The organism is Paenibacillus athensensis, assembly GCF_004514475.2.
Classification (GTDB): domain Bacteria; phylum Bacillota; class Bacilli; order Paenibacillales; family NBRC-103111; genus Paenibacillus_AL; species Paenibacillus_AL athensensis.
Genome location: NZ_MYFO02000002.1, coordinates 99,860 through 111,886 on the forward strand (window position 1 = coordinate 99,860; position 12,027 = coordinate 111,886).

The following is a 12,027-nucleotide window of genomic DNA, read 5'->3' on the forward strand; positions in this document are numbered from 1 at the left end:
GTACAAGACATCTATCCTGTGGACGACCGGAGCTGGCAGAGATTTTTGCAACGGCGCGCACGGAAGCGGGTAGCAAGGCGTCGACGATTGCGGAGGCAGTCGGGATAGCTGTTTTGCGGCTGGAGTAGCGTGGCGGGGAGGAACGCGGCGCCGAGTCGGCCTATGTTTTTTGCAAGGGCGTAACTGCCCGTTTTTTCCAGTTCCGGCGTTTGCCCTGTCCTGATGCGCGTTTGTACATATGATAGATGGAGCAGGCAATCTGTCATGGAACAGGAGTGGAAACCCTTGAGCAAACAGCGTGTCCGGTTCAATGCGGGGCGTCGGCCCGGTTTGCCCGCCTCTGCTCCGAATGGGGCTCCCCGCGTGTCTGTTATCATTCCTGTATTGAACGAAGCCCGCACGCTGGCACGGGTCATTCGTCAAGCGCAACGCGTTCATCCGCGGACGGAAGTGGTGGTCGTGGCCAACGGTTCAACCGACGGCAGTCCGGCTATCGCTGCCCGGGCGGGAGCCCGGGTGCTGACATTTGAGCGCCCGCTCGGTCATGATGTCGGGCGCAGCATAGGCGCGCTGGAGGCGCGCGGCGAGGTGTTGTTGTTTATCGACGGGGATTTTATCGTTCCGGCGGCGGAGCTGTCTCCGCTAGTGCGAGCCGTGGAGTCGGGCGTTGATGTGGCGCTGAACAGCTACAGCGGCTTGACGAGCGTTCGCGATGCGCATCGCGTCGTGCTCGTCAAGCATGCGCTGAATGCGCTGATGGGGCGGCCGGATTTGCGCGGGGCGTCGTTGACGGCGATTCCGCACGCGATCAGCCGTCGGGCGCTGGAGGCGATTGGCGCAGAGGCGCTCGCTGTGCCGCCGCTGGCGCAAGCGATGGCGCAGCAGCTTGGCTTGCGGGTGGAAACCGTTCGGCTGATCAATGTCCGCGCACGCAATCCGGTGCGGCGCATCAGCCGGGGCCGGGACCCGGTCGGCGATTTGATCATCGGCGACCACCTGGAAGCGCTGCATTGGCTTATGCAGCGGCTCGGCGGGCGTCTGCACGGGCAGGACCCGATCCGAAGCAGAGATACAATGGGGTGATATTACGTGTTGCACATAATAAAAGGAACACCTTTGTTGAAGCTGGGTGGGCCGTCGGTAAAAAGTGGCGGTTCGTCCAGGCACGGCGCAGCGCGCGAAGCGCGGTCGGGCGGCACACCGGCAAAGCGCGAGCCGGCGGGAGGCGCCGGGAGGGAGCGCCGCGCATCGGTGGCGGAGCGCGAGCCGGCGGGAGGCGCCGCGAAGGAGCGCCGTGCGTCGGGGGCGGAGCGCGAGTCGGCGGGAGGCGCCGGGAGGGAGCGCCGCGCATCGGCGGCGGAGCGCGAGTCGGCGGGAGGCGCCGGGAGGGAGCGCCGCGCGTCGGGGGCGGAGCGCGAGCCGGCGGGAGGCGCCGCGAAGGAGCGCCGTGCGTCGGCGGCGGAGCGCGAGTCGGCGGGAGGCGCCGCGAGGGAGCGACGCGCATCGGCGGCGGAGCGCGAGCCTGCGGGAGGCGCCGGGAGGGAGCGCCGTGCATCGGTGGCGGAGCGCGAGCCGGCGGGAGGCGCCGGGAGGGAGCGACGCGCATCGGGGGCGGAGCGCGAGTCGGCGGGAGGCGCCGCGAAGGAGCGCCGCGCGTCGGGGGCGGAGCGCGAGCCGGCGCGCCCGCTGCGCGAAGCGGAGGCGTCCGTGAGCGGCCGCCCCGCCCCGCCGCCCGCGCCCCCGCGCCCCCGCGCCGCTGCTAGGCTGCGCCCTGCCCGCCCGCGTCCCGCGGCGAAGGCGCCGCCCGCGCGCCCTGCCGCCGCCCGCGCCCGCGCCCCCGCCGCCGCGTCTGCGCCCGCCGCCGCGCCGCCGCTGCCGCGCGCCAAACGTTGCGCCGCCGCCCCCGCGCCGCGCCCTGCGGCTGCACCCGGCCGCGCCGTCCGGCCGCAGCCGCGCCCGACCCGCGCGCGCCAGCCCGCGCGGCCCAACCCCCGCCGCCGGCGTCTGACCGCCGGCGAAGCGCATTGGCGCGCGTGGGGCCAGCGCGCCGGCCGCGCCGACGCTGCGCTTCATCCCATCGCCGGCGCGCCGAATTACCGCAAAGCGCTCAATGCGCTTTGGCAGCCGCATAGCCGGGCCCTTCCGCCCGGCTTGAGCGCGAGCGCCTGTTACGCCGCCGCTCAAGGCTATGCCGCCGGCTATGGCCAGGCGTCCGGGCTGGGCGCCGCCGACTGGGTGCTGCTGCCGACAGAGCGCACGATTGCAGCAGTTGTCTGCGCCATGAATGAGGAAGCGACCATTGCCGGCGTGCTTAGAGAGCTGCAGCGGCTGCCGCTTGACGAGCTGTACGTCATCGTCAACGGCTCGCGCGACCGCACGTTGGAGCGCGTTCGGCAATGTCCCGACGCCATAGTGGCGTATTACCCCGAAGCATTGGGTCACGATGTGGGCCGGGCCATTGGCGCCAAGCTGTCGAGCGCTGACATCGTCTTGTTTGTCGACGGCGATTTCGTTGTCCCGGCCGAGCGGCTTGCGCCATTCATTACTGCAGTCAGTAACGGCATGGATGTGGCGCTGAACAATATCACACCGTATTTGCCGCCGTTCTCGCGCTGGGATCAGGTGACCACGATGAAAAGATTTCTCAACGTCACAATGGGCCGGCCGGAGCTGAAAGCCAACTCGCTCACGGCTGTCCCTCATGCACTATCGCGCGCTGCGATTGAGCGGATCGGCTACCGCGAGCTGATGGTGCCGCCCAAAGCACAGGTTCGCGCCATGCTCGGCGGCTTGCAGATCGGCGCGCCTGCCGGCGTTAACGTCATTGCCGCCAATCGGCAGCGCGGCACCAATCGCGGGCGGCTTAATCCCGTCTCGCGTCTGATTATTGGCGATCATGCCGAAGCGATCGAGCTGGCGATGGCCGAACGCGGCGAACGGGTATCGTTCCCCGACACGATGCGGCAGCGAAAAATGATTCGAAAGGGGGAAGGCGCATGCCGCTGACGAGCATCATCATCCCGAATTTTAACGGACTCGGGCTGCTGCGCGATTGTGTGGCGTCGATTCGGCGGCACACCTCGTTACCCTATGAAATCATTGTTGTCGACAACGGCTCCAAGGACGGCTCGCTGGACTATTGCGCCCGCGAGCGGCTGAAGGTCGTCTCGCTGCCTTACAATCGCGGATTTCCCGCCGCTTGTAATTTAGGCCTGAAGCTGGCCACCGGCGATGATTTGATGCTGCTGAATAACGATACGCAAGCGACGCCGAACTGGCTGGATAATATGCAGCGCTGCTTGCATAGCGCCGATGATATCGGCATGGTCGGTCCAATGACCAACTATGCCAGTGGCAAGCAGCAAATTGCTGAGCCTTTTACCACCATCGCCGACTTTGCTGCCCGCTACAACAACCCGGATCCCGGTAAATGGCAGGAAACGGCGCGACTTGTCGGCATCTGTCTATTGTTTCGCCGCGAGCTGACCGAGCAGCTTGGCTTGCTCGACGAGCGCTTCGGTCAAGGGCATTTTGAAGACGACGACCTCTGCTACCGCACGCGGCTTAGCGGACGCCGTTTGATGATGGCTGGCGACGTCTTTCTTTTTCATCACGGCAGCAGCAGCTTCAAAAAAGAAGCGCGAGATATCGTTCAGGAGCTGCTGCGGCGCAACCGCCAGCTTTTTATCGACAAATGGGGCGTCGACCCGCACAGCTTTATCTAATTCGCAAAAGGATCGGCTGAAGCCGTGTCACCCCTTGACGCCCCCCTGCATACGCTGAAGTAAAAAAATGGAAGGTGCGGAGGGCAAACAACATGGAGCAAAAAATTACAGCGATCGTTGCCCATATTGCGGCTACGCATCGCGAGATGTCGCGGATTTTGCAAGCGAAACGGCAGGTCGCCGCGCAAATGTCGGCGGTAACCCGGGAGATTCCCGATTCGCATCCGCAATTTGAAGGCGTGGAGGCGCTGCAGGAGCAGTCGCTGCAGTTGACGCGCGGCGTAACAGCCTATTTGAACAGCCTTGCCGATCTCGTTGATGCGATTGCTCAACAGACGGAGGTCGTGATGAAGGAAATGAACGGCAGCGATGCCGAAGAATAGAGGGAAGCGATGTGAATCGTGAAGATATTTGGCTGCATATGCTCGACTCCACGGCTAAGCTGCAGCATGAAATTGCGTTGATTTTGGAGGCAAAGGCGCAGGAAGCGGAAAAATCCCGCAGTTGGGTCTGTCATCATCTGACCTCGGCCAACGTGCCGGGGCACGACAATCAAATGAAAACCAGCGTGGAAGTAAACGAGCAAATCATTGAACTGATCGATGGCCTCACCAAGCTGGAAAGCGCATTGAACCGCCAACTGCAAGCACTGCTTGGGGCCAAGGAGGATGACGGCGGCGGGAGCGGCTTTGGCGATATGATGAGCTTCGGGAGTGAACGGGGATGATGCGGGAGCGCGTAACAACTCGTGAACACATTGAGCTGCATTTGCTAACCTCGCTTGCCCGCAGTCAGCGGGCGCTAAGCCGGATCGTTGAGTCGGTCGCCGACCAGGCGGCAGCCTCCGACCGGATTGCGAAGGAAATTGCCGGACATCTTGAAGCGCTTTGTCGCTATCAAGGAGCGATGATAACCAAGTTTATCGGCAAACGTCCCGTTCGGCGGCGTTCTGCATTTCCTGCTCCGCCCTGGTTGAATCCGTTGTCTGGCGTGGCGGCGAGTCGACAATTTCCTAGGAAATAAGTCGAACGCCATGTTAACATGGCTCATATAGCTGACGTAAAAAAAGTACAACGCTGCACTCGACGGCTTGGTCGAGTTTGCGGCTGACTTGCTGCTGCGGCGCTGCCGGAATCCAGGCGCTGCAGCGCAGTCTCACGTCGCGAGCGAGGCGGTACTCGCCACAACGTCATGGATAGGCTGCAAAATATTAGGGCTTTCACCGAGCACACCTGCGGGCCGCGAATGCCGTTTGCTTTCGTCATCGTAGCGAAACAATTGTGGCGGACAAGCCCATAGATCAATAAATAGAGGAGAGTCGAGCATGATCTCATACAAAAAGTTGGTAAGCTTGCTGCTTGCTATCGGCTTGAGCCTGACAGGCTGCTCGAACGCTGAGCATAAGCTCAATCGGCAAGATCTTGCTTTTTGCAAAAGGGGATGAATATGGCTGATGTAGTTGCTGCTATCGAGCGTCCCTATCGGGATGTTGGATCGGGACTGTACATACTCGAATATCAACTTGAAGATGGGGGAGCGAGGCTTCATTTTGATGCCAATCGCAAGCTGGATGGATGGGAGTTCATTCCCCTGAGAACAACCCGTAATCATTCCTTGGGACCTGTTGGTTGAATGGCGTTCGATGGATGGAGAATCGCTGAGCTAGGTTCAATCAGGTATGGCGAGTGACCAGCCACCGGGCTGAAGGCATGTTGATATATGAGGTCAGGAGCCTTTCGCTGCTTTCAATTCGTCAACTGGCGTGACGAAGACGATGCGTTGCTAGAAGTTATCGCTGCGGAATGCGTGTTTGAAGCGTAAGAGAAATACCGATTATGGCAGGTTTTTCAAAAAAATGCACACTGAATACCTATCAGCTGCGCATTTTCCGCTACAGCCTTGCGTATTCAGGCATATTTGTCCAAACCATTCCTGCTTGACCACATATACTACGAGTGAAGTAACAAATAAACTCCACTTAACAGCGCTTTTTGATCCTGAATTTGTTGCCATTTGTGAAGGAGGTAGATAGGATGACACAACTTTTGGATGCAAGAACATCGCAGAATGCCAGCTACGCGAACTCCATTGCCATTCCGATTCTAGTCATCAATACGCCGCAATTGTTTGGTGTGGTCGGCTTGAATACGGCTGGTGCGTCCGGAACGCTGCGGGCGGAGCTGACAGGTACAATTTCCGTCCAGCTTCCGTTGGCGCTTGTCGGCGTTACCATTACGATTGTCAGAGGAACGATGCCCACAGACCCGCTGGTTTATTCGGCAACGTCGACCTTCAGCTTGAGCGTATTGGCGCCGCAAATCATTACGTTCTCGGCTGCCGATTACAACCCGCCGCTCACCGCTCAAATCACGTATTCCGCTTTCATTTCCTCCAACCTGCTCGGTACGATCCGTGTCGGTCCGGAAAACTTCAACGGCGCGTTGTATTCGGACTCGCCTGCGGGCTGATCCGGCGCTGGTCGCTGCTGATCGCCAAGCATCAACGGACTGCCGAACCTGTTCGGCAGTCTATTTTTTATGACGGTTCGCGAAAAATCATCCACCCCGGCCCGGATCGATCCACACCGCCACGCGGCCGCATCGTCGCACGACAAAGCCGCCAGCTCGCGAGTATGTACCCGCGGGCTGGCGGCATGTGCGTTTATCCCCATTTGACGATTAAACCGGCGTGGGCCAAGCCCCCGCCAAAGCCATACAGCATCAGCGTATCTCCCGGCTGGACGCGTCCTTCTCGGACGCCCAGGTCCAGCGCCAGCGGGATGGAGGCTGCGGACGTATTGCCGTAATAAACGAGGCTGTAGAGCGCTTTTTCGAAAGATAACCCGCTTTTTTCACAGATGGAATCGATGATGCGCAGATTAGCGCTGTGCGGAACGAACCAATCGATATCGGCCAATGTTAATCCGCTTGCTGCAAGCAACTGCTCCATCCCCTTGGGAACTGTAGTGACAGCAAATTTATACACCTCGCGGCCATTTTGTACAACCTTGCCGCTGCCTTCCAGCGGCTGGCCGTTCAGCGTTGAGGCAATGCCGGTACGGTATACGTGCTTGCCGCCGCTGCCGTCTGCGCCGATATGCGCGGCGAGAAACGCGGGATGCTCGTCATCGCGCTCGACCAGCAGGGCTCCGGCCCCGTCGCCGAACAAGATGCAGGTCGAGCGATCGGAATAATCGGTAATTTTGGACATGGCGTCTGCGCCGACGACGAGTATTTTGCGGTGTATGCCCGCGGAAATCAGGCCGTTTGCCAGATGGAGCGCATACGTAAAGCCCGCGCACGTTGCATTGACATCCAGCGCGCCGGCCGCATTCATACTGAAGTGAGCTTGCAGCAAGCAAGCGACGGAAGGAAACGGAAGGTCGGGCGTATGGGTGGCGACAAGCACCAGATCAACGTCATCGAGCCGTACATGGTAGCGATCCGCCAGATCTGCCACTGCGCGAATCGCCAGATGACTGGTGAATTCATCATCGGCCGCAATACGTCGCTCCTGGATGCCGGTGCGCTGCACAATCCATTCGTCATTAGTATCGACCAATCGTTCCAAATCGGCATTGCTGAGCACCTTATCCGGCACGTAGCTGCCGATAGCTGTAATCCGGGCGCGAGAAACGGGGGCGTTCAAGGACATAAAGCTCACCTCATCTACACATATTGGAAAAGCGGACGGAACATCCATAATGACATGATTTATTATCAAGTATTAGTATCAGGTACTAAAAATAATGTACCCGATTGACGGGTATCTGTCAATGCGCTCTTGCCCCGCTTGCGGGCGAAACGAGCGGCTTGTTCCGGGTCGGGTGCCGCGGCGCGAATCCCGAAGCGCGGTGCCGGCCGTATGGAGGTTGTCAGACCGGCGCTTAATTGTGACTTGCGCGCGTTGTGGGCTCGTGAAGCTCCGGCTAAAAAATTACCCTGATCCTATCGCATAAATGCTGGCATTTAAGCCAACCTATTAGCGTCGCTGCAAGGCGACCGAAATGTGTCGAACAGGGAGTGAGCTTACTATGCTTCAGCGAAGCAAAAAAACGATATGGATCACGCTGCTGTGTCTCGTCCTGCTGGTCTCGTCCGCTTCGACGGCGTTTGCCTTCGGTAAAACGGCCAAAGGACCGGATGTGTATGCGGTGCAAGGGATGCTGAAATCGCTCGGGTATTACGGCGGGCCGATTACAGGCTATTTTGGCAATCAGACGGAAGCGGGGGTTAAAGCGTTTCAGCGCAAATACGGCTTGCCCGTTACCGGGGCCGTCGACGATCAGACGCTGCAGTCGATTTTATGGGCTTACGGCAATTTGAAAATCAGCAAAACGCCGGCTCCGTCGCCTACGCCAGCTCCGACCCGGACGCCTGCGCCAACGCCGGCTCCTAGCGCTGCGCCTGGAACGGCGCCTTCCGCCGAAGAGATGGCGATGATCGATTTGGTCAACAAGGAGCGGGCTGCTGCCGGACTTGCTCCGCTGGCAGTGGATAGCGCATTGACACGGACAGCGCGGCTGAAAAGTCAGGATATGGTCGACAACAATTATTTTTCGCACGATTCTCCGGCCTACGGCTCTCCGTTCGATATGATGAAGAACTTCGGCATCAGCTACCGGACAGCGGGTGAGAATATCGCCTGCAATCAGAGCGTGCAAGCAGCGCATGAGGCGTTGATGAATTCGCCGGGCCACCGGGCCAATATTTTGAACAAGGATTACACACACATCGGGATCGGGATCGTTAACGGCGGTCCGTGCGGAAAAATGTTTACGCAGCAGTTCGTTGGCCGCTAATCCATCTGCCGCTTGCGGCACTGCCGGGCGGAAGCAGGAGCAGGTTGCCCGCGGGCGGCAAGCTCCTGTGCGAAAGTCAGACAAGCAGGGGCGTTCCTCCTCATGACGAAAAGAGCTTTGCCCTTGGGCAAAGCTCTTTTTTGGAGAATCGGGGATTTTCGTTCCCGATCAGGAAGCCGAAACCGGCTTCAAAGCCTCCGACCACGCCTGGAAGGTTTGCAGCGCTTTGCCTTGCTCGATCGCGTGCCGGGCCATATACAAGCCTTCCTCGATGGAACCGGCTTTTTGCCCGATCCACAGCCGCACGGCGCTATTGAGCAGCACCATGTTCAAATACGGCAGCTCGGCTTCGCCACGCAGGACAGCGAGCGTCGTTTGCGCTTGCAGCTCCGTCGTCCATTCGCCTTCCGGCATCTCGACCTGCAGCTCATACAGCTCGGGATCGACAATGAACAGCTCGCTGACACCGTCGCGAATGACGTAGGTGCGCGTCCGTTTTTCCACGGATAAATCCTCCGAGCCTTCCATGCCCTGTACGACAATGCCGCTGGTAACGCCGATGTCGATCAGCAGTTGGCTGATTTTTTCGAAAACCGTGCCGTGAAAAACGCCCATCGCCATATGGCGCGCGTTGGTGAAGCGCAGCAGCTTCTCGGCGGTGTTGAACACCGTGCGCAAAGCCAGCTCTTGCCGGATCGCGCGCAGCTCGCCCAGCGGCGGGCACCAGCGCTCCGTCGGCGCGAACAAAAAGCCCGTGCGGTCGGCTGCGGCGGTCAGCGCCTCGCGTGAGGCGTCCAGCACCGGAATATGCAGCGCTTGCAGCACATCCGTCAGCGTAACGCCCCATTTCGGCGGCAGGCTCGGACTTCCGTGCAGTACGGCAGGCAGTCCGCAAGCCGCCAGCACGAACGCTGTCGGCAGCGTCGCGATAAACGACCGCGTTCGTCCGTCGTACGGCCCGGCGCAATCGAAGCTGCCTTCCATCGGATACGGCAGGCAACGGGCGCGCAGCGCATCGGTGAAGGCGCGCAGCTCGTCGGACGATTCCATTTTGATCCGCTCAGCCACCAGAAATGCGCCGATTTGCGCGGGAGTCGCTGTTTGGGTCAAAATCGCTTCGGCTCCCTGCATCGCTTCTTCATAGGTCAAATCTCTGGCGCCGCGTTTGCCGCGGGCGACTTCTTTAATTAATGATATCATCGTTTACGACCTCCCTGATTCTCATCCTGCAAAAGCTGATATACCTTAACGATGGAGGTGGCGACATCAACCATGCGTTTGCGTTCATTCATGGCCTGCTTACGCAAAAATTCGTAGGCCTCGGCTTCGGAGATGCGCTTGATTTCGGATAAAATCCGCTTGGCCTGATCGATCCATTTGCGCTCCTCCAGCCGTGAGAGCAGTTGCTCTCGTTCCTGTTGCCATTCCGTGCGCTGAAAATAATGATTCACGCCAAGCAGCAACGCGCAATGGACTTCCCGTGCACTCATGGCCGGACCGATCATGCCGTCGATTCCGGTGTTCATCCGGCATTCATTGCTGGGGAAGGTGAGCGGGTCGCACCACCAGAAAATCGGCAAGCTGCGCTGCGCCAGCACGCGCGCGCGCCACGGCTCCACTTGCTCGGGAGCGACAGACAACAGAGCGGCGTCGGCTTTGCCGATATGGAGCCCCAGCTCCTTGGGCAAAGCGGCGACATGGACCCGGAAGCCCAGATCGCGGAGCATCGCGACAGGAATTGATTCTGAACTTATGATAGCAGAATCAGACCGCGAAGGGGAAGAGGCGGAGGAAGCGGCTGCGCGAGACGTGGCCAACTCGTCGATGAGTATAAAAGATTGTAACATGGTAAAACCCCCATCAATAAGTAAGCTTCATTTTATGTTATATTAATGTCATGTATTTCGGGTATATCGCTGTTTTCTTCCTAAAATATAGCATGAAGCTGCTCTTTTGTCGATAAAGAAGATCGCAAAACGATGTTTATGAAAATTTTATGTCATGTTTATTGACACAAAAGCCACGGCGTACTATAATGAGGGCAGGAAGATCAGCAATCCACTGACACAATGGGGTGTCACATGCAACAGAAGTTAACGCGCAGACCACAATGCTGTGGCTGCCGTGGCAATGAGGCCGATGGAACGTTCCGCTTGCGCGCGGATAACGTCTGTCGGCTTTTTTTATTATCGGATAGGAATCTAAGAGACAAGGCGAACAGCGCCGCAACCAAAAGGAGAGGGTACACATGGTCGATCGGAAAGGATTTTTGCACAGCGGTCACAAAGGTTCGTTATTCAGCGCATTCCTTTATTTTGACATGAGCTTTATGGTCTGGGTACTGCTCGGACCGCTCGCCGTAATCATTTCGGGCGAATTTTCTCTGAATGCTGCGGAGAAGGCGAATCTCGTTGCGCTGCCGACGCTCGGCGGCTCGATTCTCCGCCTGGTGCTCGGGTATTTGACCGACAAAATCGGCCCGAAACGCACGGGACAGATCGGTCTTGCGCTGACGCTGCTGCCGCTGCTGTGGGGCTGGCAGTTCGCCGATACGATGGGCGAGATGTACTTCGTCGCGCTGATGCTGGGCATCGCCGGTGCAAGCTTTGCCGCGGCACTGCCGCTGGCTAGTAGCTGGTACCCGCCGCAATATCAGGGACTGGCGATGGGAATTGCCGGAGCGGGCAATAGCGGTACGATCTTCGCTACGCTGTTCGCGAACCGGATCGCCCAGCATTTTGGCAGCTGGCACGTCGTGTTCGGCATGGCGATGATTCCGATTGCGATTACGCTGGTGCTCTTTACGATTCTCGCCAAGGACAGCCCGAATAAGCCCGCGCCCAAGAAGCTGACGGATTACGGCCGGGTGCTCAAGCAAAAGGACGCATGGCTGTTCTGCATCTTCTATAGCGTAACCTTTGGCGGTTTTGTCGGCATGTCGACGTATCTGACGATCTTTTTTAACACGCAGTACGGCTTGTCTCCAATTAAAGCGGCCGATTTCACGACCTTATGCGTCATTGCCGGCAGCTTCTTCCGTCCGGTTGGCGGCTGGCTGGCCGACCGGATCGGCGGGATTCGAATGCTGATGGTGCTTTACGGAGTCGTCGGCTTGATGATGGCGGGTATTTCCACCTTGCCGGCGCTGCCGCTTACAACAGCCATGCTGTTCGTAGCCATGATGTCGCTCGGTATGGGCAATGGCTCGGTATTCCAGCTCGTACCGCAGCGTTTCCGTCAGGAAATCGGCATCATCACGGGGATTGTCGGCGCTGCCGGGGGGCTTGGCGGCTACTTCCTGCCCAAAATTCTCGGCAACGTCAAGCTCACAACCGGCTCGTTCACGCCAGGCTTCCTGATTCTCAGCGCGATTGCCTTCGCTTGTATCGCATTGATTGCCATTGTACAGGGTCAATGGAAGCGGACGTGGATCGGCGAAGGCGGCAAGGTGAAAACCTCCGGCGGTCTCGACGGGGTCAGCGCCTGATCGGTTGAATCCGG

The 12,027-nt window shown here is 59.1% G+C and carries 13 protein-coding genes; 10 read left to right on the forward strand and 3 right to left on the reverse strand.

Annotated elements, in window-relative coordinates; translation table 11 throughout:
- Positions 1-363: 363 nt before the first annotated feature.
- The 8 genes from B5M42_RS04475 (at position 364) to B5M42_RS04510 (ending at position 6,193) form a co-directional block, all read left to right on the forward strand.
- The gene (locus B5M42_RS04475; protein WP_329959244.1) at positions 364-1,083 is read left to right on the forward strand and encodes a glycosyltransferase family 2 protein; all 720 of its coding nucleotides are present in this window, start codon (positions 364-366) and stop codon (positions 1,081-1,083) included.
- A 624-nt stretch (positions 1,084-1,707) separates the two neighbouring features.
- Positions 1,708-3,006: a glycosyltransferase family 2 protein gene (locus tag B5M42_RS25475; protein ID WP_230632671.1), complete on the forward strand. Its 1,299-nt coding sequence runs from the start codon at positions 1,708-1,710 to the stop codon at positions 3,004-3,006.
- Positions 2,997-3,725 carry a glycosyltransferase family 2 protein gene (locus B5M42_RS04485; protein ID WP_134757154.1) on the forward strand — a complete coding sequence of 243 codons (729 nt, stop codon included), beginning with the start codon at positions 2,997-2,999 and terminating at the stop codon, positions 3,723-3,725. The genes B5M42_RS25475 and B5M42_RS04485 overlap by 10 nt, the downstream gene beginning before the upstream one ends.
- 92 nt (positions 3,726-3,817) lie before the next feature.
- Positions 3,818-4,108: a nucleoside-diphosphate sugar epimerase gene (locus tag B5M42_RS04490; RefSeq protein ID WP_134757152.1), complete on the forward strand. Its 291-nt coding sequence runs from the start codon at positions 3,818-3,820 to the stop codon at positions 4,106-4,108.
- Between the two features lie 11 nt (positions 4,109-4,119).
- A complete protein-coding gene (locus tag B5M42_RS04495; protein WP_134757150.1) occupies positions 4,120-4,452 on the forward strand; it encodes a restriction endonuclease subunit S in 333 nt (110 codons plus the stop codon).
- Entirely contained in the window at positions 4,449-4,748 is a 300-nt protein-coding gene (locus tag B5M42_RS04500) for a hypothetical protein (RefSeq protein WP_134757148.1), read from the forward strand. The genes B5M42_RS04495 and B5M42_RS04500 overlap by 4 nt, the downstream gene beginning before the upstream one ends.
- Before the next feature lie 423 nt (positions 4,749-5,171).
- Positions 5,172-5,357, forward strand: coding sequence for a hypothetical protein (locus B5M42_RS04505; RefSeq protein WP_134757146.1), 186 nt, complete (start codon positions 5,172-5,174; stop codon positions 5,355-5,357).
- Between the two features lie 401 nt (positions 5,358-5,758).
- Positions 5,759-6,193 carry a hypothetical protein gene (locus B5M42_RS04510; RefSeq protein WP_134757144.1) on the forward strand — a complete coding sequence of 145 codons (435 nt, stop codon included), beginning with the start codon at positions 5,759-5,761 and terminating at the stop codon, positions 6,191-6,193.
- Positions 6,194-6,386: 193 nt separating this feature from the next.
- Here B5M42_RS04510 and B5M42_RS04515 read toward each other — a convergent pair whose 3' ends face one another.
- Positions 6,387-7,379 (reverse strand): ketoacyl-ACP synthase III, encoded by a 993-nt coding sequence (locus B5M42_RS04515; protein WP_134757142.1) that lies wholly within the window; start codon positions 7,377-7,379, stop codon positions 6,387-6,389.
- 379 nt (positions 7,380-7,758) lie between these two features.
- Here B5M42_RS04515 and B5M42_RS04520 point away from each other — a divergent pair, with 379 nt between their 5' ends.
- A complete protein-coding gene (locus B5M42_RS04520) occupies positions 7,759-8,526 on the forward strand; it encodes a CAP domain-containing protein (protein ID WP_134757140.1) in 768 nt (255 codons plus the stop codon).
- A gap of 168 nt (positions 8,527-8,694) precedes the next feature.
- On the opposite strand, the gene B5M42_RS04525 is transcribed toward B5M42_RS04520, so the two are convergent.
- Both B5M42_RS04525 and B5M42_RS04530 read right to left on the reverse strand, forming a co-directional pair.
- Complete coding sequence (locus tag B5M42_RS04525; RefSeq protein WP_134757138.1) at positions 8,695-9,726, reverse strand: anthranilate phosphoribosyltransferase; 1,032 nt, start codon at positions 9,724-9,726, stop codon at positions 8,695-8,697.
- On the reverse strand, positions 9,723-10,253 hold the full coding sequence (locus B5M42_RS04530; protein ID WP_167690306.1) for an ANTAR domain-containing response regulator: 531 nt from the start codon (positions 10,251-10,253) through the stop codon (positions 9,723-9,725). Before B5M42_RS04530 ends, B5M42_RS04525 begins: the two co-directional genes overlap by 4 nt.
- 521 nt (positions 10,254-10,774) lie before the next feature.
- Here B5M42_RS04530 and B5M42_RS04535 point away from each other — a divergent pair.
- On the forward strand, positions 10,775-12,013 hold the full coding sequence (locus B5M42_RS04535) for a nitrate/nitrite transporter (protein WP_134757134.1): 1,239 nt from the start codon (positions 10,775-10,777) through the stop codon (positions 12,011-12,013).
- Positions 12,014-12,027: the final 14 nt, after the last annotated feature.